Here is an 18,736-nt window from a genome sequence, read left to right on the forward strand (position 1 = left end):
ATCAGTCTCCCATAACCTGACGGTAGGCTCGGGCCGTGACCTTCGCGCAACGCTTCCAGGAAAAAAGCTTCGCTTGTTGCAAACCGGCGTCGCGGCATGCCTGCCAGTGAATGGGGTCGTCGATCAACCGGTTCATGGCATCGCGTAAATGGTCTGGATTATCCGGCTCGATGTAGTTGCCAGCGGTTGCAGCGACCTCCGGCATGGCCGAATGGCGCGTCAGAATGACCGGCGTTGCGCTCGCCATGGCTTCAAGAACGGGCAGCCCGAACCCTTCGTACAGCGAAGGAAAGATCAATGCCCGGGCACCGGCCAGCAGTTGCGCCAGATCTTCATCCGGCAGATACCCGAGCAGGCATACGTCGCCTGTGGCCAGGGCTGTGCGCAATTCTTCACTGAACTGCTCGTGTTGCCAGCCGGCCATACCGACGATCAGCAGCGGAAAACGCTGACGCACCGCCTCCGGCAACAAAGCGTGGGCGCGCAGGGCGAGGGTCAGGTTCTTGCGCGGTTCCAAGGTGCCGACGCAGAGGAAATATTCCCGCGCGACGACGCCATGGGCCTTGAGAACGGCGTCGATGGCCTCGGGAGTCCGTGGGTGGAAACGCGCCGCTGCACCCAGTGGTGCGACGACAAACCGCTCGGCTGGAAGCCCGAAATGCGCCTGGGCTTCGTCGGCAATAAACTGCGAGTCGGTAAGAATCAGGCTCGCCTGGCGTACGCCGTCGGCCAGCCGCCGTTCGATTTCCCGCAAACGCGCGGGCGGCTGTGTGTCGGGGTAGTGCAGGTGAGTCAGGTCATGCAGAGTGATGATCGTCGGGCCGTCGAACGACAGCGGCCACAAACTTGGTTCGTGGTAGAGGTCGATGGATTGCGCGCGACCTTGATCGAAGCGTTTCTGCTCCAGCCAGCGCCGGGCCTGATAGGCCCCTGGAATCTGCCGCAGCAGCGGCGTCAGTCGCGAATAACCGGGCATGGCCGCTTCCGGCAGAGCCGAGCTCCAACCCCAGCCATGAAACAGCGCCAGTTCGATATCCGGCTCATCGGCTAACGCGTTCGCCAGTTCGGCGACGTAGTGGCCAATGCCGGTACGCGGAGCCTGGAGGATCCGGGCATTAAGGGCAATTCGCATGTTGCCTCTCTGTCATGACCGGCGCTTCTACAAGATTGTGCAGGGTTCGTTCGGCCAACTGGGCACTCGCTTCACGCCAGCCGATCCAGCGCCAGTGCGCGACGTCGCGGGTGGCCGGGAATTGACCGCTGCGCTCGAAATCCACGACCAGGTCGCACAGGCTGTGTGGCTCGGCCAGATCGAAGTACGCCATGAACTCGCCACCGATTTCGCGAAAGACCGGAATATCGCTGCCCATGGCCGGCAGTCCGCGCTGCATGGCTTCCACCAGTGGCAGGCCGAAGCCTTCGACATACGATGGAAACACCAGTGAGCTGGCGTGGCTGTAGGCGTGTTCGAGGCTGGTGTCACTCAGGTCGTTGAACATGAACAGACGCTGGTTCAGTTGCGGGTGATTGCGTACCCGCGCGAGCAGGGCGTCGCACTTCCAGCCGATTCGACCGGCAACGCACAACCGGGCCTTGGAGCCCGCCGCCCAAGCCAATTCGAAAGCGTCCAGCAGGTAATCATGGTTCTTGCGCGGCTCGATAGTACTGACCATCAAGAACACCGGTTCCGGTGTTTCAAATAGCCGGGCAAGGCGCGGTTCCACAGCCGCGGTTGCTTCGCTGAGGTCGAGTTCGGAACCAAGGTGGAAATAGTCGAACCACAGCTCATTGGCCTTGGCAGGACCGAGACGGCGCTGTAATTCCTCACGCACCTGGTCACGCACCGTGGCAGAAATTGCCATGTAGCCATCGGCCGTTCGGGTGATCCAATCGAACCATTCATTGAAAACCTGGACTAGCCGGGTGTCGTAGAACTGCGGGTGAGTCAGGGGGATGAGATCGTAGACCACCGAAATGATGCCCACGCCTTCACGTTTCAGCTGTTCGGCAAACGGGAAAAAGTCGGTATGCCAGGATGAGTCGAGCAACACCAGTTGATCCCCTGGCTGATGCAGCAACGGCGTGCAGCGTTTGGGCAGTTGATACTGGTTGATGCCTTCGATCACCCGCAGTGGAATGCTGAAGCAGGTGATCGCCGTCAAACGGTAGGCCACGTGCAGCAAGCGTTTGATCACTCGCGAGTGGCTGCGGTTATGCAGGCGTTGGTGCAGTTGCCAGAAACGGTGAGCCAGGCGTTCCAGGCGTCCACCGAAGGTCATCAAGTGATCGAAAAACGGGATGTTCAACGCGCCGAGCATCAGCACTCGATAGAGTTTGCCTTTAAGCATCACTACCGGGATGCAGTCGACACCATCCACCGATTCCGGCAATTGATTGACGACGTTGCGCACCACTCGCTGGATGCCCGAGTTGACCTTGGGGTGCTGGAAAACGTGGGTGCATTCCACCAGAAGGCGCGTCATGGTGTGTTTTCCGGCATCAGCGTTTCAACGGAGCGGGTGATGGTGGTTTTCGCCCCCAGCCACGAGCAGCCCACGAAGTCTTCGTGGCGGTTATTGATCACGTGGAACACCAGACCGTAGTCCCGCCATTCGAAATTGCGGTCCAGGTGCGAATCCAGACGGGACAGACTCAGGGCCACCGAATAGTTACCCTTGCCCAGTCCCATGATGAAAGCAAAGCGGTAGGTCACGCGCTCCCCGGCCTTCAGATCATTCAGCGCCTGGTCCTGGCGATGGGTGTTGATGCCGTACATAGCCTGGCCCAGGCGATCCTTGATCATAAAGCCCAGCACCAGCCGCTCGATGTCCTGGCGGATTTCGACGTCCACCTCCAGCACCACCGGCTGACCGACTTCCGCCGCATCGATGGACCGTTCGTGCTCGTCCAGCAAGCGCACCCGCAAAATCCCGGCTTCACCGGTGCCTGAAATAGTGCTGACCTGGCCGCCTGAGAGCATTTCCTGACGCACCGTCTGGCCTTCACGCTCGGCGAGTAGCGCGTTGTAGTAATCCATGACGGCTTCGGGTGTGCTGTGCATGGCCATCCGTCCCTTTTCCAGGAGGATCGCCGAGTCGCAGATCGACTGAATTGCCGAGCGGTCGTGGGACACGATCAACAGCGTGGTACCGGCTTTGCGGAAGCTGCGGATGCGGTCGAAACTTTTGTGCTGGAAGTAGGCGTCGCCCACTGACAGTGCTTCGTCGACGATCAAAATGTCCGGTCGCCGCGCGGTGGCCACGCTGAATGCCAGGCGCATCTGCATGCCGCTGGAATAGGTACGCACGGGATGATCGATGGCGTCGCCGATTTCCGCGAAGCGTTCGATCTCGGGCATCAATGCTTCGATTTCTTCGACTTGCATGCCCAGCAGTTGGCCGGCCATGACCGCGTTCTGCCGGCCGGTGAAGTCCGCATGAAAACCCATGCCCAGTTCCAGCAGGGCGGCAACGCGGCCTTCGAGCTGGATGCTGCCGCAGGTGGGTTGGGTGGTGCCGGTGATCATTTTCAGCAAGGTGCTTTTGCCCGCGCCGTTGACTCCGACGATGCCCACGGACTCGCCGGGCGCAATTTCGAAGGCCACGTCTTGCAGCACCCAGTGCTGGCGATGACGGATCGGCGAAAACGGGATCAGCCATTCAGCCAGTCGGCTCCAGCGATTGGGGTATTGCTTGTAGGCCTTGCCCAGGCCGGTGACGCGTATGTGCCCCATCAGAGTTCATCCACCATTTCACCGACCCGCTGACGGAACAACCGCAGCCCGATCACGCAGAACACCGTGCCGCTCACGAATATTGGCAGCAGAGAACTCCAGATCGGCCATTGGCCGTAAAGGAACACATTCTGATAGCTGGTAATCAGATTGGTCAGGGGATTGAGTTGCAGCAGGCGTTGTACCCATTCCGGCAGGATGCTCATCGGATACACGATCGGCGTCAGCCAGAACCAGAATTGCAGGCAGATGGCGAAAAATTGTCCGACATCGCGAAAGAACACATTCAATACACCCAGAATCATCCCCAACCCGGCACAAAACATAACCTGCAAGGCCAACAGCGGAATAAGCGCCAGCAGCGCCATGCCGGGCAGTCGCCCGCTAATCAGCAGAAAGCCGATGAACAAGCCGATGATGATCGCGAAGTTGATGCCGGCGTTGAACAACACGATCACTGGCAGGCAGATCCGCGGGAAGCTGATTTTCTTCAGCAGGTTGGCGTTGTCGAGAAACATGTTCTGACTGCGCACGGTGATTTCTGCGAACAACCCCCACGTCAGGAGGCCGGCGCAGAGGTAAATGCTGTAGGCCAAACCGTCATCCACCCCTGGCAAACGGGCGCGCATGATGTGGGAGAAGATCACTGTGTAGACGATGATCATCGACAGCGGGTTAAGCACGGTCCACAGGGCACCGAACAACGAATTTCGGTAACGCGCCTGGAATTCTCGCTTGACGCTACCGAGGATGAATCCCCGATAGCCCCACAGCGAGCGGTACAAAGAAAGCAGCATTCAAACCGTCCTGCCGTATTGGTCTTCGAAGCGGACGATATCGTCCTCTCCCAGGTATTCGCCGCTTTGCACTTCGATGATCACCAGGTCAATCACGCCGGGATTTTCCAGGCGATGCCTGTGGCCGGCGGCAATGAACGTTGATTCGTTCTTCGCGACCAGATGAGTACCGGTGCCGTTGTTGGTGACCTTGGCCATGCCTTCGACCACCACCCAATGTTCATTGCGATGGTGGTGCATCTGCAGCGACAACTTACCACCGGGCTTGACCACGATGCGTTTGATTTTGAAGCGAGGGCCTTCTTCGAGCACGGTGTAGGTGCCCCACGGCCGGCTGACCGTACGGTGCAGGCGATAGGCTTCGTGCTTCTTGTCCTTGAGCTGCTTGACCACCCGACGCACGTCCTGCGCGCGATCGGCGTGGGCGACCAACACGGCGTCGGCGGTGTCGATGATGATCAGGTTATCCACACCCACGGCCGCTACCAACCGTTCTTCGCTCTGGACAAAGTTGTTGTGGCTGTCGATGAACACGGCATCGCCGCTGGCACGGTTGTTTTGTGCATCGGCAGGCACGAGTGCGGCCACTGCGCCCCAGGAGCCGATATCACTCCAGTCGAATCGGGCGGGCACCACGACCACTTTGTCGGAGTGTTCCATCAGCGCGTAGTCGATGGAGATGTCGGTGATCTCGGCGAACAACGCCGGGGACAATTCCTGTTGCAGGCAACCGACGGTTTCCACCGGGCTACTGGCCGCCATGCAGGTTTTCGTCTGCTCGAGCAACTCGGGGGCGTGGATCTGCAATTCGGCCAGCACGGTGGCGATCGAGAAGCAGAACATCCCGGAGTTCCACAGGAAATGGCCGCTCTCCAGGTAATGTGTCGCGGTTTGCAAATCAGGTTTCTCGACGAAGCGCTGCACTTTGGCAGCGCCTTTTCCGTCCAGCGCAGCGCCGGTTTCGATGTAGCCGAAACCGGTATCCGGCGCGGTCGGCACCACGCCGAAGGTCACCAGGAAACCCTCCCTGGCCAGTGCCACGGCGTGTTCCACGGCGGTCTTCAAAGCATCTTCGTTGAGGATCAAATGGTCGGCGGGCATCACCACCATGATCGCTTCATCGCCGTGCAGGGCTTGCAGTGACAGGGCGGCGGCGGCGATGGCCGGGGCCGTGTTGCGGCCCGTCGGCTCCAGCATGAAGTGCCCGCGATGACGGCTGAGCTGCGCCTCCTGATAGTGATCCTTGCTCTGGAAGTAGTAGTCGCGGTTGGTCACCGTGACGATATCGCCCCAGCCATCGAGCAGGCCGGCGGCCCGCCGATAGGTTTTGCCCAGCAGCGACTGACCGTCGGGCAAGGTCATGAACGGCTTGGGATGGCCCTCGCGGGACACCGGCCACAAGCGCGTACCGGCACCGCCGGAGAGAATCACGGGAATCAGCATGGCCTACTCCTTGGCGACGCGTTTCATGTCCGCATCCATCATCATGCGGATCAAGGTATCCAGATCGGTCTTCGGCTTCCAGCCCAGTACGCGCTGGGCTTTGGCCGGGTTGCCCAGCAGCACTTCCACTTCGGCCGGGCGGAAAAACGCCGGGTCGATTTTCACGAAGTCGCGGTAGTTCAGGTCGACGTGTTCGAAGGCGATCCGGCACATTTCGCGCACGGTGGTGGTGATGCCGGTGGCGACCACAAAGTCATCAGGCTTGTCTTGTTGCAGCATCAGCCACATGGCTTCGACGTAGTCGCCGGCAAATCCCCAGTCGCGTTTGGCGTCGATGTTGCCCAGGCGCAGTTCCTGCTGTTTGCCCTGCTTGATGCGGGCAGCGGCGTCGGTCACTTTGCGGGTCACGAACTCGATGCCGCGCAGGGGCGATTCGTGGTTGAACAGGATCCCGCTGCTGGCGTGCAGATTGAAACTTTCGCGGTAGTTCACGGTGATCCAGTGGCCATACAGTTTGGCCACGCCGTACGGGCTACGCGGATAGAACGGAGTGTTTTCGTCTTGCTGCTCGGCCTGGATCAGGCCAAACATTTCGCTGGTGGACGCTTGATAAAAACGCGTGTGCGGACTGAATTGGCGAATGGCTTCGAGCAGGTGAGTCACGCCCAGGCCGTCGACGATACCGGTGGTGACGGGTTGGTCCCAGGAGGCGGCGACAAAGCTTTGCGCCGCCAGGTTATAGACCTCGTCCGGGGCTGACTTGATGACCGCGCGCTGCACCGAGCAGGCATCGGCCATGTCGCCGTCCAGGTAAACGATGTCGCCCTCGACGCCCATTTCACGCAAGCGCCAGCGTGAATCGCTGCTGCGCCGCGCCACCAGGCCGTGGACTTTATACCCCTTGTCGAGCAGCAGTTTGGCCAGATAAGCGCCGTCTTGGCCGGTGATCCCTGTGATCAGTGCACTTTTAGTCATTCTTGTCGTACTCGCTTCTCCCAGTCGGACAGGATCGCCCGCAGGGATTGTTGTGTTGTGATTTCAGGCGTCCATCCTGTGGTCTGGGCAAGCTTGGCATGGCTGCCACAAACGCGACGCTGATCTGCGCGACGAAGGCGCGCGGGGTCTTGAATCAATTGCATGTCGACCTGGGCGAGGTCCCCCAGTTGTTCGATCAAACTGCGAATGCTCTGCTCGTGTCCCGAGCAGATGTTGTAGACCTGTCCCGGCACGCCCTTTTCCAGCAGCGCCAGGTAGGCCGAAATCACGTCGTCAACGTCGAGAAAATCGCGCGTGACGTCGATGTCACCGACTTCCAGTTGCGGCGCTTGCAAGCCTTGTTTGATTCGGCTGATCTGCCGGGCTGCGCTGGCGATGGCGAAGCTTTCATTCTGGCCGGTGCCAATGTGGTTGAACGGACGGGCAACCATGACCGGCCAGCCTTCGCTCAGGCCCCATTGCAGGCTAAGGAATTCCGCCGACAGTTTGCTCACGGCATAGGGATTGCGCGGGCAGGGTGGCTGTTGTTCGGTAATGGGCAGGTCGGTTTCGATGACCTGGCCGTAGACGTCGCCAGAACTGATGTACAGAAACGTCCCGGTGAAACCGCGGGCCTTCAGGGCTTGCAGCAGGTTCAGGGTGCCGAGCAGGTTGATGTTGAGCGTGCGCGCCGGATCGCGGAAGGCTTCGGGGACGAAGGTCTGGCCGGCCAGGTGAATGACTGCATCGGGCATCTCGGGCCACAGGCCTTCGAGGCTGCCGGGCTCGGCGAGATCGTAACGGGAAGCGGCAGGCAGAAGTGTCCATGCCGAGGCATCAGCGTTCAGGCGAGATTGGATGTGTTGTCCGACGAATCCACTCAGACCCGTCACGAACAGACGCTTTTTCAAACAGCAGCCCCTTGGTCATTCATTTCGTCCGTTTCCCCACAGGCTTTATGGAGATGTCTGACAGACCGGGTGGATGGGTTGGTCGAAAGACAGGAGAAATGCATTGTTGTAGTTGTTTGGTATCCAATCTGTGCCAATTGCTCATCAATTTCAACAGGTCCAACCGTGACTGGTCAGTTCTCGTTAGCGTAGGCTGATTTATTCTCGCCGGGCGGTTCACGAATCCTCGACGGATGTGTTTAGAATGCCCCTCGTCACGATTATCCAGTGTTCGTGCGGGTTGCTCCCGGACCCCACGAGACTGACCATTAAAACAAGAACGTAGACGAGCAAAAAGACGATGGACGACGACCGGCAAACACCGGCGCTCTGTTGGCTTTGCCGTCATAGAGTGGGGCTGCCGGGATGGCGGTTTCATCGTGGGATGCCATGAATTTCATTCTTTACTCGGACGTCAACGACAGCTCGATCAGTCAGAGCCTCGGTCGTCCCGAATACAGCTACTACTTCGTGCTCAAGGCGTATCGCCCGGTGCTCGAAAGCCTTGGGCGCGTGCACGTGGTGTCCTCCACCGCCGAGGTCGATCCCCTCTACAAACAACTGCTGGCCGCTGGCGAGGACAGTCTGTTCCTGTCTTTTACGCCGCCACAGAAAACCCCGAACGACCTTGAGTGCCCGACGATTTGCGTGGTGGCCTGGGAGTTTGATTCGATTCCCGATGAGCAGTGGGACAACGACCCGCGTCAGGACTGGACGCAAATGCTCGCGCGTCAGGGCCGGGTGATCACGCTATCCACTCATACCGCCCGGGCGATTCGTCGGTCCATGGGTGAGGACTTCCCGGTGCTGGTGTTGCCGACGCCGTTGTGGGAAAACTTTGCGGCCATTCGCAGCCAGCACACCAGCGTCCCGGTGAACACCGGTTCGACGCTGGACATCAAGGGCTGCATTTTCGATTCGCGTACCCTCGGGCTCAGCGCCGATGCGCTGATTCCGTCGCCGCCCACGGCCGAGGAACTCGCGGCGCTGGAAGCGTTGAAGCCGCCGCCACTGACACTGAAACGCCGCTTGGTCATTGCCCGGCATTACGTGCACATGTGGCGCCGAGACATGGGCAAAACGCTGCCGGTTCCATTGCCTCGCACGCACTATCTCAGCCAGTGGTACTGGGAAGGCATCCGCGATTTGCTCTCCGATGCAGCGCATGCTCGAGTGGCCGAATACCTGCCAGCCATCGCCGGCCCGCTGACAATTGCTGTGCCAGAACCTGAACCGCGCAATTGGCCAGACACCACCTCTTTGGTAGAAACCCGGGTCGATGGCGTGATCTACGTCACCGTGTTCAACCCGCGTGACGGGCGCAAGAACTGGCATCACTTGATCACCGCATTCTGCTGGGCCTTTCGTGAAACGTCTGACGCCACGCTGGTGCTGAAGATTACCCAAAGCGACCTGTCGTCTTACTACGACGAGCTGATGACCTTGCTCGCGCAACTCTCGCCATTCGCCTGTCGGGTGGTGGTGATGCACGGTTACCTGGACGATCCGCAATACGCCCGGCTTTACGCAGCGGCCAGTTTCTACGTCAATGCCTCGCGCTGCGAAGGGCTGTGCCTGCCGCTGATGGAATTCATGGCCAGCGGCAAACCGGTGATCGCTCCGGATCACACGGCCATGGAAGATTACATCGATGAGCGCGTGGCCTTTGTGGTCAAGTCCAGCGAAGAACTGACCATCTGGCCGCAGGACACCCGGATCATCTACCGCACCCTGCGTTATCGACCGGACTGGGGTTCGCTTAAAACAGCCTACGAAAACAGCTACCGGATGGCCAAGGCGCAACCGCAGGACTATCAGCGCATGTCCCAAGCCGCCGTCGAGCGTATGCACGACTATTGCGCTTTCGCCCCGGTGCAAAAGCGCCTGGCGGACTTTTTCGGGCTTGCGCCACAGGGCTCGCCGGCAGCGACCGCAACGGATAACGCCGCATGCTGATCATCATTCATTCGGAAACCAACCAGCACACCATCGCCCAGAACCTGGGCCGTTCGGAATACAGCTACTACTTCGTGCTCAAGGAGTACCGGCCCGTGCTGGAAAGGCTGGGGCGCGTGGTGGAAGTCCGCGACCCGCAGACTGAAGTTGATGCCTTGTACCGGGAGTGTCTGTCCCGAGGCGAAGACTGTGTGTTTCTGTCGTTTTCGCCCCCTCATCGCACGCCGGTCAATCTTGCTTGCCCGACGCTGCCGGTGTTCGCGTGGGAGTTCAGCACCATCCCCAACGAGCCCTTTGCCGGTGACCCGCTCAATGACTGGCGCACGGTGCTGCGGGCAGCAGGTGCGGCGATTACGCATTCCAGCTACACCGTGACGGCAGTGCGCGAGGCGATGGGCGCCGACTATCCGATCGTCGCGGTGCCGGCTCCGGTGTGGGACCGGTTTGCCGAGCGCGGCGCGCAATTGCAGCGTCAGCCCTTGGCCAGCCAGGTGCGATTGAAGATCAAAGGGCTGCTGGCCGACAGCCGCGAACTCGACTTGCGAGCCTTCGGGCCTGCGTCATCGCGCGAAGGCGTAGGCATCGACTTCGAGGCCCCGCCACGTGAACACGAGTTGGTTCTGGACGGCGTGATCTACACCTCGGTGTTCAATCCCGGCGACGGGCGCAAGAACTGGGAAGACATGCTCAGTGCTTTTTGCGTGACGTTCCGCGAAGTGGATGACGCGACACTGGTGCTCAAACTGACCCACCACGATGCCGAAGCCGCGCTGACCGACATCCTTCACCACTTGTACAAAAACCAGTCCTATCGCTGCCGCATCGTGCTGATTTATGGCTACCTCGCGGATGCGGATTATGAGCGTCTGGTGCAGGCGACCAGTTACGCAGTCAACACGTCCTACGGCGAGGGCCAGTGCCTGCCGCTGATGGAGTTCATGTCCTGTGGAAAACCGGCGGTGGCGCCACGGACCACGGCGATGATCGATTACCTGGATGTCGACAATGCGTTCCTCATCGAGTCCACGGACGAACTGACCGCCTGGCCGCATGATCCGCGCCGGGCATTCCGGACATTGCGATACGTCACCAACTGGTCGTCGTTGTGCCGCGCATACCGGACAAGCTACGACGTCGCCAGGAACGACCCTGAACGTTATGCGCAGATGTCCGCGCACGCCGTGGCCAGCCTCAAGGCATTCTGCAGCCAGGCCACTGCCGAGCAGCGCCTGAAGGCCTTTTTTGCCCGGCTGTTCGAAACCCGCGCCGTGGAAACCCCCGAGGCATGATCCGCGCATTGGTCAGACGTTTCTTTCCTGAAGCGAAGCCAGAACCCGCGCCGTTGCCGGTTGAGCCCACCCGTGTGTCGCCAAGAGAAGTCGGTTTGCATGATGCGATGCATGACGGCTGGTTTTCAGGTGACAGTGGCGAACTGCTCAAGGGGTTTGCCATTACCGCCGACGACACCTTGCTGGACGTCGGCTGTGGCGAAGGGGTCGCCACCTTGTTTGCGGTGCGCCAAGGCGCGTCGGTGATCTTCACCGACAGCGAACATGACAAGGTCCGCGACCTGGCCCGGCAAGTGGAGACGCAATCGGATAAAGCCAATCTCGGTCTGGTCAGCAACAGCCTGCCATTGCCGCTGGCGGACGGTTGCGCGAGCAAAGTGGTGTGCATGGAAGTGCTGGAGCATATCGATCAACCGGAGCCGTTCATGGCCGAGTTGGTGCGCATGGGCCGACCTGGTGCGTTGTACCTGCTCAGCGTTCCGGCACCGGTGGGCGAACATTTGCAAAAGGGCATCGCCCCGGCGAATTACTTCCAATCGCCCAATCACGTACACATTTTTACCCCGGAACGCTTTGCCGCACTGGTGGAGGACGCGGGGCTGGTGATCGAGCATCGTCAGGCCACCGGGTTTTTCTGGGTGATGGGCATGATCTTCTTCTGGGCCAGCGAGCGGGCTGCCGGTCGGGATCTGGGCGGCGCGGTGCGTGACCGCATTCAGGCGCCGTACCCGCCGCTGATGGAAAGCTGGGCGAAAACCTGGCAAGACTTGCTGGCGCAACCCGACGGCTTGGCGATCAAGCAGATGCTCGATCAGTTCATGCCCAAGAGCCAGGTGATCATTGCGCGCAAACCGGTGAATGCCGATGCAGCGTCCAGGAGGACGGCATGAGTAATGACAAACGGATCATGGACATCGAGTTGTTGCGCGGTATCGCGGTACTTGGCGTGCTGTTTCATCACCTGCAAGACAGCCTTTTTGCAGCCTCGGTGCCGTTGCTGCAAACCATTACCGCGTTCGGTCAGCCGTGGTGGGGCGTCGATCTGTTTTTCGCGATCTCGGGATTTGTCATCGCGCGCAGTTTGATCCCGGCGTTGCAAGGGTGCAGCACCCGTCAGGAGTACTGGCAGCAGACGCGTAATTTCTGGCTGCGCCGAGCCTTTCGATTGTTGCCGTCGGCCTGGTTGTGGCTGGCGCTGATGTTGCTGGCGTGCCTCTTTCTCAACCGCTCCGGTGCGTTCGGTACGCTGCACGCCAACGTGCAGGCGACGCTGGCCGGTGTGGCGCAATACGCCAACTTCCGCTTCGCCGACAGCTTCTATCACTACGAATACGGCACCAGTTTTGTGTACTGGAGCCTGTCGCTGGAAGAGCAGTTCTACCTGCTGTTTCCGCTGCTGATCCTGGTCTGCCGCAAGCATCTGGTCTGGGCGTTGCTGGCGTTGGTCGCGGTGCAGATTTTCACGTTGCGCACACCGATCCTGATGGTGGTTCGCACCGATGCGCTGGCCCTCGGCGTGTTGTTGGCGATGTGGAGTGCGCAGCCTTCGTACCGGCGCTGGGAACCGACGTTTCTGCGTCGCCCCTGGGCTGGCGTATTGGCGTTGATCGTGCTGTCGCTGGCGCTCAGTTTCATGGCGACTGATCGCTTTACCTTTACCCAATACCGCATCGGCGTGATTGCCGTGTTGTGCGCGGTGCTGGTTTGGGTCGCGTCTTACAACCGTGATTATCTGCTGCCTCGAGGCCTGCTGAAAAATGTCATGACGTGGGTCGGCAGCCGGTCTTACGGGATTTACCTGATCCACATCCCGGCCTACTTGCTGGTGCGTGAATTCACGTTCCGCTTACAGGCTGCCGGGCTGCCCAGCCCGGCGGGCCATCCGGTCCTGACGTTGCTGATGGCGGGCGGCCTGATCGTGCTGCTGAGTGAACTCAACTACCGCTACATCGAAATGCCCATGCGCAACCGCGGCGCCTCGCTGGTCAAACGCCTGAGCACGTCCCGAACAGCCGTCCCATCCTCTGGAGCTACCTCATGCTGAGCCTTTTGAAGAAACTCACGGCGGGCACGCCCGCTCCCGCGACGCCTGCGGCAGACAAGGTCGAGAAAGTCGAGAAAGTCGACCCGTACATGCTCGGCCTGCACGATGCGATGCTCAGTGGCTGGTTCAATCAGCAAACCGGCGAGCTGTTCACCGGGTTCCCGGTGAGCGCCGAAGACACGCTGCTGGACGTGGGCTGTGGTGACGGCGGCAACGTGCATTTCTGCGGCATGCGCGGGGCGAAGATCATCATCGCCGACATCGACGCGGCCAAGGTCGAAGCCACCCGCCAGCGCCTCGGCGATACCCCGGCGCGCGATGTTGAATGTCATGTCACCGACTGCAATCCGCTGCCGATTGCCGACGCCACCGCTACCCGTGTGGTGTCCACCGAAGTCATCGAGCATGTGGACGATCCTGCGCAGTTCCTCGCCGAACTGGTGCGGGTCGGCAAGCCGGGGGCGCTGTATTTGCTCAGCGTTCCGCACCCGAGCTCCGAAGACCTGCAAAAGGACATCGCCGCGCCGGAGTATTTCCAGAAGCCCAACCACATTCGCATCATCAGCGAAGAGCAGTTCAAGGCGATGGTCAGCGATGCCGGCCTGGAAGTGCTCAGCCACAGCCAGTACGGGTTTTACTGGTCGATGTGGATGTTGCTGTTTTGGGAAGCCAAGGTCGACTTCAGCAATGCCGACCACCCGTTGCTCAACCACTGGGCCGACACTTGGCAAGCGGTGCTGGCGTCCCCTCGCGGCGCACAGATCAAACAGGCGCTGGACGCGGTCGTGGCGAAAAGTCAGGTGATCATCGCCCGCAAGCCGATGGTGTAGACACCCAGGTAGCCGCAGCCTACGGCAGCTGCTACAAAGGTCGGTTTTGGCTCAAGGGTTTCAATGGTGTTTTCCCCGCGTTTGATCGTCTGGCTGACGGTGCTGATGCTGCTCAACGGCTGCGAGCAACACGACGTGCCGCCGCTCGATCAACAACTCTACGTCTGGCAACGGCAATGGACGCCCGCCCATGACGCGGCCCTGCGCGACAGTCGGGGGGACTTTTCGACGTTACGGGTGTTGGCCTTACAGGCGTTTCCCAAGGACGGCTGGCGTCGTGCACGGGTCGATGCGGCGTTGCTTAAACGCGATGATCGGCCGCTGATCGCGGTGATTCGCCTGGATGGTCAGCTCCAGTCGTTGGACCAGGATGAGGTCACTGCGCAAATCCAACAGCTGCTCAGCGACTGGCAAGGCCAGGGGCTGACGCTGTCTGGTGTGGAAATTGACCATGATGCGGGGAATGCCCGGCTAGCGGCCTATCGAGCATTTCTGACGCACCTGCGTACGGTTTTGCCGACCACATTACCGCTGAGCATCACGGCGCTGCCGGCCTGGCTGGACAGCCCCGAACTGCCGGCGCTGTTATCGACCGTCGACAGCAGCGTGTTGCAGGTGCATGCGGTGAGCGATCCTCGGCGCGGGTTGTTCGACCCGGATCAGGCACGAAAGTGGGCCAAGGGCTGGGGGCGCGTCACGACGAAGCCTTTCTATCTGGCACTCCCGGCCTACGGCGTGGCCTTATTGTCCGGCGCCAGTGGTGCGCCGGTGGTGGAAAGCGAAGTGCCGGTGGGACGTGGCGGCGAGCGCCGTGAACTGCTGGCTGATCCATTGCAACTGCGCACACTCGCCATGGATTTACGCGCCGATCCGCCGGCTCATCTGGCCGGCCTGATCTGGTTTCGCCTGCCGCTGGCGGGCGACCGTCGGGCCTGGAGTTTGACAACCCTGGCTGCGGTGGCACGCGGTGACGCACTCGACAGCCGCTTGAGTGTGAAACTTAGTGCGCAAGACGGTCTCTATGACATCAGCGTCAGCAACCAGGGCAACCTCGACCGCCCGTGGCCCGAACGCGTGACCCTGGCCGTGCAGGACTGTGACGGCGCCGATGCGCTGGCCGGTTACGCGTTGCAACAAAGCCCCGATCTGCTTACCTTCACCCGCCTTAACGACGGCCGAATAGCCGCCGGTGGGCAGCGTGCAATCGGTTGGGCACGCTGCACAAAAATTGATCAAGGAGGTTCGAATGTTTCCCCGTAACTGGCCCCGCCATCTGCTCTGCCTGAGCCTTAGCCTGCCGCTGGGTTCGGCGCTGGCCTGCGGGCCGGACTTCCCGATGCGCCTGCTGGATAACCGCAGCCAGTCATTGGCGGAGCTGCCGGAAGGCAACTTCCAGTTTGAAGTCAATCGACTCGGGCATGCGATCGCGGGGCTCAAGAATGTCGCGCAGTCGCCCTACAGTATGGAGGCGACGGATTACGCAGCGCAGCGGGACACCGCTGAGCAGACCGGGCTGACGGCGGAACAGCAAGCGCTGGTGAAACAATTGCGCAGCCTGCCGCAGGCGCATCAGGTCGAAGAACAAGGTGCGAGCCTGCCGGCCGAGCTCAAGCTGTATCTGGCGGGCGCTGCGGCATTCAGTGCGGGCGATCATCGTTTGGCTGCCGAATACTTCGAAAAAGTGCTGGCGCTGCCGGCCGATCAACGCGCCTTGCGCAGCACCTGGGCCGCGTATTCGCTGGGCCGGACGCTGTTTGCCATGAGCGCCGAGGTGGACGCATCACCCGATCGGCTGGCGCAGTCGCGCAAGGCGTTCGAGCAAACCCGTCAGCTGAGTATCGATGGCTTCAGCGATCCGCTGGAACTGGGTGTCGCCAGCCTCGGCGAAGAAGCTCGGGTGGCCCGTACCGCTGGCGACTGGGACAGCGCCATCGAACTCTACGCCACGCAAAACCTGCACGGCTCGGCGGTGGGTTACACCTCATTGAAGCTGCTGATGGCCGATCTGCTGGCGATGCCTGACGATCAATTGACCGCGTTGCTCAAAGGTAAACCGGTACAACAACTGGTCACCGCGTCGTTGATCAGCCGCCTGGGCTGGTCATTTGGTGATCAACCACCCAACGAATTGAAACTGATCAAACTGCTGCAAAGCAGCACCCGCGGCAGCCTGGATAACGCGGATCGACTGGCCGCGATGAATTATCAACAAGGCGATTACGCGAGCGCCAAGGCCTTCCTGGAACACGCCGGTGACGGCGGCCTGGCGTGGTGGTTGCGGGCGAAACTGGCGTTGCGCGATGGCGATAGAACCGCGGCGGCTGCGGCGTATGCGAAGGCGGCTCAAGCGTTCCCGCAGAATGAATCGTGGGGTGAGCGTCGCACGCCGGACTACGATTACGAAACGCTTCAGCCCAAGTGTCGGGTCGAAGGCGAAAGCGCAATTCTGGCGCTGCAACGCGGGGATTATCTGCAAGCGTTCGATCAGTTGTATCGCAGCCAAAGCCTCTACTGGTTCGATGCCGCGACGGTGGCCGAACGGGTGCTGACCGTCGATGAACTCAAGCATTACGTCGACACTCAGGTGCCCAAGCCACCGCCGTTGACCCAGCAGGACCGTGACAACTACGTGCCACTGCCGGTGGCGGCGAAACTGCGAAATCTGCTCGGCCGTCGGTTGTTGCGCGAAGAGCGTTACGACGAAGCGCTGGTGTACTTCGACAATCCTGATCTGCAGAAGAAAGCCCGGTTGTATGCGCAACAGCGTCAATTGGCTGATGCAGCATGGTGGCCGACCAAACGCGCCGCCGCCCTGTTCAATGCCGCCTGGACGGCGCGCGAGTGGGGCATGGACATTCTCGGTTACGAGATGGCCCCGGACTACGCCACGTTTGGCGGCAATTACAGCCTCGAAAACACTGAGCTGAAGGTCGGACCGTTAGTGGCTGAAGGTGAAGTCCGGCGCCAGCAAGCCAGTGCCGCCAAACCTGACGAGCGCTATCACTATCGGTTCGTGGCCACGGCATTGGCCAGTCGCGCCGCTGATAACTTGCCGCACACCAGCCAGGCGTTTGCGGCGGTGCTGTGCGCGGCGGCGGGCTGGAACAGCAGCCTTGAAGAGCAAAGTGCGCTGTACCAGCGCTATGTAAAAGAAGGACCTTATGTGGATTGGGCGGTGGATTTTGGTCACCAGTGCCCTTATCCCGACTTCGAAAACGCCAGCAAGCGATATGTAACCCAGGCCACTGACGCAACGCGTTCCATACTGCGGCCCTACAAGTGGCCGCTGCAGATCGGCGGTGTCTTCGGCGTGACGGCGGTGGCATTGCTGTTGATCAACCGTCGCCGTCGTCGGACGCGGTAAGGCTTACGCTTGTTGCACAAAGGTCAGCCGCACTGCGAAACCGATCAACAGGCTGCCAAACAGCCATTGCTGGAGTCGCTGGGCCGAAGGACTGCGTTGCAGCCAACGGCCCAGTGCCGCGCCGACCAATGCGTAGGCGCTGTCGAAGAGGAAGCCGACACTGACCAGCACCATGCCCAGGATCGCGAATTGCCTGAGGACTGAACCGGTGTGTGGATCGATGAACTGTGGCAGCAGCACCGAACAGAACAGCAACGCCTTGGGGTTGAGCAAATTGGTGAGCAGGCCGCGCTGAATCGACGCCGACCAGCGCGGTTTTACTGCCGTCGTTTCGGTGCCGTTCAGGTTCGGCAGCATCGTCGTCCGCAGACATTGAATACCCATCCACAGCAGATACGCGGCCCCGGCCAGACGTACCACATCGAACGTCCAGGGCGCCGCTTTGAACAATGCCGCCAACCCCAACGCGGCCAACGCCACATGGCAGCCACGGGCAATCCCCAAGCCCACCGCCGTCGCCAATGCCGCTCCTTTTCCCTGACGGGCGCCGGTTTGCAACAGCAGGATCATGTCCGGCCCAGGCAACAAATACACCACCGCCAATGCCATGAAAAACAGCCAGAGTCCTGCCATGTTGCGCCCCTTTCGTTGTCGATTCGGTAGGGCCAGTCTAGGACGCAAGGACAGGGCAGGTGGTTGCGAAGTCAGCTTCTAAAGCATGGAAAATTGGCATAACCTGCTGCTTTAACATGATTGAACCATCAGGATCTGCCGAACCATGAAACTGGACGCCTACGACCGCAAGATCCTCGCGGCCCTGCAACGGGACGGTCGACTGAGCAATGTGCAGTTGGCTGACGAAATCGGTTTGTCTGCCTCGCCCTGTTTGCGTCGAGTGCGGATGCTGGAAGAGGCCGGGGTGATTCGCGGCTATCAGGCGAATCTGGATCGCGATGAAGTGGGGCTAGGGCTGACGGTGTTTGTCGGGGTCAAGGTCGAGCGTCACAACGACGAGCAAGCCGAAGCGTTCCGTGTGGCGGTAACGGCGTTGCCGGAAGTGATTTCGGCGTTTCTGGTGTCTGGCGAATCGGATTTTTTACTGCAGGTGGTGGTGCCGGATTTGCGTGGGTATGACCGCTTTCTCACCGAGAGGCTGCTGAAGTTGCCGGGTGTGAGCGATATCCGCAGTAACTTTGCGATTCACACGGTGAAGACGCCCGGGGCGTTGCCGTTGGGGCATCTTCCGCTTTAGACCGCATCGCCCCCATCGCGAGCAGGCTCACTTTTACACGGTTTTGTGAACGCCACAAATCAACTGTAGGAGTGAGCCTGCTCGCGACAGCGGTAGACCGGAT

General features: G+C 60.6%; 16 protein-coding genes. 8 read left to right on the top strand and 8 right to left on the bottom strand.

The window, feature by feature from the left end; translation table 11 throughout:
• Position 1: 1 nt before the first annotated feature.
• Genes AB4N43_RS16635 through AB4N43_RS16665 form a run of 7 tightly spaced genes read right to left on the bottom strand, consistent with a single transcriptional unit; the run spans position 2 to position 7,859 of the window.
• Positions 2 to 1,132, bottom strand: a complete 1,131-nt coding sequence (locus tag AB4N43_RS16635) for a glycosyltransferase family 4 protein (protein ID WP_027926223.1) — start codon at positions 1,130 to 1,132, stop codon at positions 2 to 4.
• On the bottom strand, positions 1,116 to 2,483 hold the full coding sequence (locus tag AB4N43_RS16640; protein ID WP_460151727.1) for a glycosyltransferase family 4 protein: 1,368 nt from the start codon (positions 2,481 to 2,483) through the stop codon (positions 1,116 to 1,118). The genes AB4N43_RS16635 and AB4N43_RS16640 overlap by 17 nt, the downstream gene beginning before the upstream one ends.
• Positions 2,480 to 3,733: an ABC transporter ATP-binding protein gene (locus AB4N43_RS16645; RefSeq protein WP_027926225.1), complete on the bottom strand. Its 1,254-nt coding sequence runs from the start codon at positions 3,731 to 3,733 to the stop codon at positions 2,480 to 2,482. Before AB4N43_RS16645 ends, AB4N43_RS16640 begins: the two co-directional genes overlap by 4 nt.
• The gene (locus AB4N43_RS16650; protein ID WP_460151728.1) at positions 3,733 to 4,530 is read right to left on the bottom strand and encodes an ABC transporter permease; all 798 of its coding nucleotides are present in this window, start codon (positions 4,528 to 4,530) and stop codon (positions 3,733 to 3,735) included. The genes AB4N43_RS16645 and AB4N43_RS16650 overlap by 1 nt, the downstream gene beginning before the upstream one ends.
• The gene (locus tag AB4N43_RS16655; RefSeq protein WP_027926227.1) at positions 4,531 to 5,973 is read right to left on the bottom strand and encodes a mannose-1-phosphate guanylyltransferase/mannose-6-phosphate isomerase; all 1,443 of its coding nucleotides are present in this window, start codon (positions 5,971 to 5,973) and stop codon (positions 4,531 to 4,533) included. It lies immediately after the preceding gene.
• A gap of 3 nt (positions 5,974 to 5,976) precedes the next feature.
• Entirely contained in the window at positions 5,977 to 6,948 is a 972-nt protein-coding gene (gene gmd, locus AB4N43_RS16660) for a GDP-mannose 4,6-dehydratase (RefSeq protein WP_027926228.1), read from the bottom strand.
• Complete coding sequence (locus AB4N43_RS16665; RefSeq protein ID WP_027926229.1) at positions 6,945 to 7,859, bottom strand: GDP-mannose 4,6-dehydratase; 915 nt, start codon at positions 7,857 to 7,859, stop codon at positions 6,945 to 6,947. Before AB4N43_RS16665 ends, gmd begins: the two co-directional genes overlap by 4 nt.
• A gap of 429 nt (positions 7,860 to 8,288) precedes the next feature.
• On the opposite strand from AB4N43_RS16665, the gene AB4N43_RS16670 reads away from it, so the two are divergent.
• The 7 genes from AB4N43_RS16670 to AB4N43_RS16700 all read left to right on the top strand — a co-directional run bounded on the left by AB4N43_RS16670 (position 8,289) and on the right by AB4N43_RS16700 (position 17,381).
• Positions 8,289 to 9,854, top strand: coding sequence for a glycosyltransferase (locus tag AB4N43_RS16670; protein ID WP_460151729.1), 1,566 nt, complete (start codon positions 8,289 to 8,291; stop codon positions 9,852 to 9,854).
• Complete coding sequence (locus AB4N43_RS16675; protein WP_410921150.1) at positions 9,848 to 11,143, top strand: glycosyltransferase; 1,296 nt, start codon at positions 9,848 to 9,850, stop codon at positions 11,141 to 11,143. The genes AB4N43_RS16670 and AB4N43_RS16675 overlap by 7 nt, the downstream gene beginning before the upstream one ends.
• Entirely contained in the window at positions 11,140 to 12,033 is an 894-nt protein-coding gene (locus AB4N43_RS16680; RefSeq protein ID WP_460151730.1) for a class I SAM-dependent methyltransferase, read from the top strand. The genes AB4N43_RS16675 and AB4N43_RS16680 overlap by 4 nt, the downstream gene beginning before the upstream one ends.
• Positions 12,030 to 13,187, top strand: a complete 1,158-nt coding sequence (locus AB4N43_RS16685) for an acyltransferase family protein (protein WP_059181907.1) — start codon at positions 12,030 to 12,032, stop codon at positions 13,185 to 13,187. The genes AB4N43_RS16680 and AB4N43_RS16685 overlap by 4 nt, the downstream gene beginning before the upstream one ends.
• Positions 13,181 to 14,017, top strand: a complete 837-nt coding sequence (locus AB4N43_RS16690; RefSeq protein ID WP_460151731.1) for a class I SAM-dependent methyltransferase — start codon at positions 13,181 to 13,183, stop codon at positions 14,015 to 14,017. Before AB4N43_RS16685 ends, AB4N43_RS16690 begins: the two co-directional genes overlap by 7 nt.
• 63 nt (positions 14,018 to 14,080) lie before the next feature.
• A complete protein-coding gene (locus tag AB4N43_RS16695) occupies positions 14,081 to 15,277 on the top strand; it encodes a DUF3142 domain-containing protein (RefSeq protein WP_460151732.1) in 1,197 nt (398 codons plus the stop codon).
• A complete protein-coding gene (locus AB4N43_RS16700) occupies positions 15,264 to 17,381 on the top strand; it encodes a hypothetical protein (RefSeq protein WP_460151733.1) in 2,118 nt (705 codons plus the stop codon). Before AB4N43_RS16695 ends, AB4N43_RS16700 begins: the two co-directional genes overlap by 14 nt.
• 3 nt (positions 17,382 to 17,384) lie before the next feature.
• On the opposite strand, the gene AB4N43_RS16705 is transcribed toward AB4N43_RS16700, so the two are convergent.
• Entirely contained in the window at positions 17,385 to 18,014 is a 630-nt protein-coding gene (locus tag AB4N43_RS16705) for a LysE family translocator (RefSeq protein WP_194940510.1), read from the bottom strand.
• Between the two features lie 145 nt (positions 18,015 to 18,159).
• Between AB4N43_RS16705 and AB4N43_RS16710 the strand changes: the two genes are divergently transcribed.
• The gene (locus AB4N43_RS16710; RefSeq protein WP_027926238.1) at positions 18,160 to 18,633 is read left to right on the top strand and encodes an Lrp/AsnC family transcriptional regulator; all 474 of its coding nucleotides are present in this window, start codon (positions 18,160 to 18,162) and stop codon (positions 18,631 to 18,633) included.
• Positions 18,634 to 18,736: the final 103 nt, after the last annotated feature.

Source organism: Pseudomonas sp. S2_B07 (assembly GCF_054668435.1).

Coding starts and splice junctions, on each gene's coding strand:
- AB4N43_RS16685 (WP_059181907.1), top strand. CDS start 12,030: ATGAGTAATGACAAACGGATCATGGACATCGAGTTGTTGCGCGGTATC.
- AB4N43_RS16650 (WP_460151728.1), bottom strand. CDS start 4,530: ATGCTGCTTTCTTTGTACCGCTCGCTGTGGGGCTATCGGGGATTCATC.
- AB4N43_RS16675 (WP_410921150.1), top strand. CDS start 9,848: ATGCTGATCATCATTCATTCGGAAACCAACCAGCACACCATCGCCCAG.
- AB4N43_RS16645 (WP_027926225.1), bottom strand. CDS start 3,733: ATGGGGCACATACGCGTCACCGGCCTGGGCAAGGCCTACAAGCAATAC.
- AB4N43_RS16695 (WP_460151732.1), top strand. CDS start 14,081: ATGGTGTTTTCCCCGCGTTTGATCGTCTGGCTGACGGTGCTGATGCTG.
- AB4N43_RS16640 (WP_460151727.1), bottom strand. CDS start 2,483: ATGACGCGCCTTCTGGTGGAATGCACCCACGTTTTCCAGCACCCCAAG.
- AB4N43_RS16705 (WP_194940510.1), bottom strand. CDS start 18,014: ATGGCAGGACTCTGGCTGTTTTTCATGGCATTGGCGGTGGTGTATTTG.
- gmd (WP_027926228.1), bottom strand. CDS start 6,948: ATGACTAAAAGTGCACTGATCACAGGGATCACCGGCCAAGACGGCGCT.
- AB4N43_RS16680 (WP_460151730.1), top strand. CDS start 11,140: ATGATCCGCGCATTGGTCAGACGTTTCTTTCCTGAAGCGAAGCCAGAA.
- AB4N43_RS16635 (WP_027926223.1), bottom strand. CDS start 1,132: ATGCGAATTGCCCTTAATGCCCGGATCCTCCAGGCTCCGCGTACCGGC.
- AB4N43_RS16710 (WP_027926238.1), top strand. CDS start 18,160: ATGAAACTGGACGCCTACGACCGCAAGATCCTCGCGGCCCTGCAACGG.
- AB4N43_RS16670 (WP_460151729.1), top strand. CDS start 8,289: ATGAATTTCATTCTTTACTCGGACGTCAACGACAGCTCGATCAGTCAG.
- AB4N43_RS16655 (WP_027926227.1), bottom strand. CDS start 5,973: ATGCTGATTCCCGTGATTCTCTCCGGCGGTGCCGGTACGCGCTTGTGG.
- AB4N43_RS16690 (WP_460151731.1), top strand. CDS start 13,181: ATGCTGAGCCTTTTGAAGAAACTCACGGCGGGCACGCCCGCTCCCGCG.
- AB4N43_RS16700 (WP_460151733.1), top strand. CDS start 15,264: ATGTTTCCCCGTAACTGGCCCCGCCATCTGCTCTGCCTGAGCCTTAGC.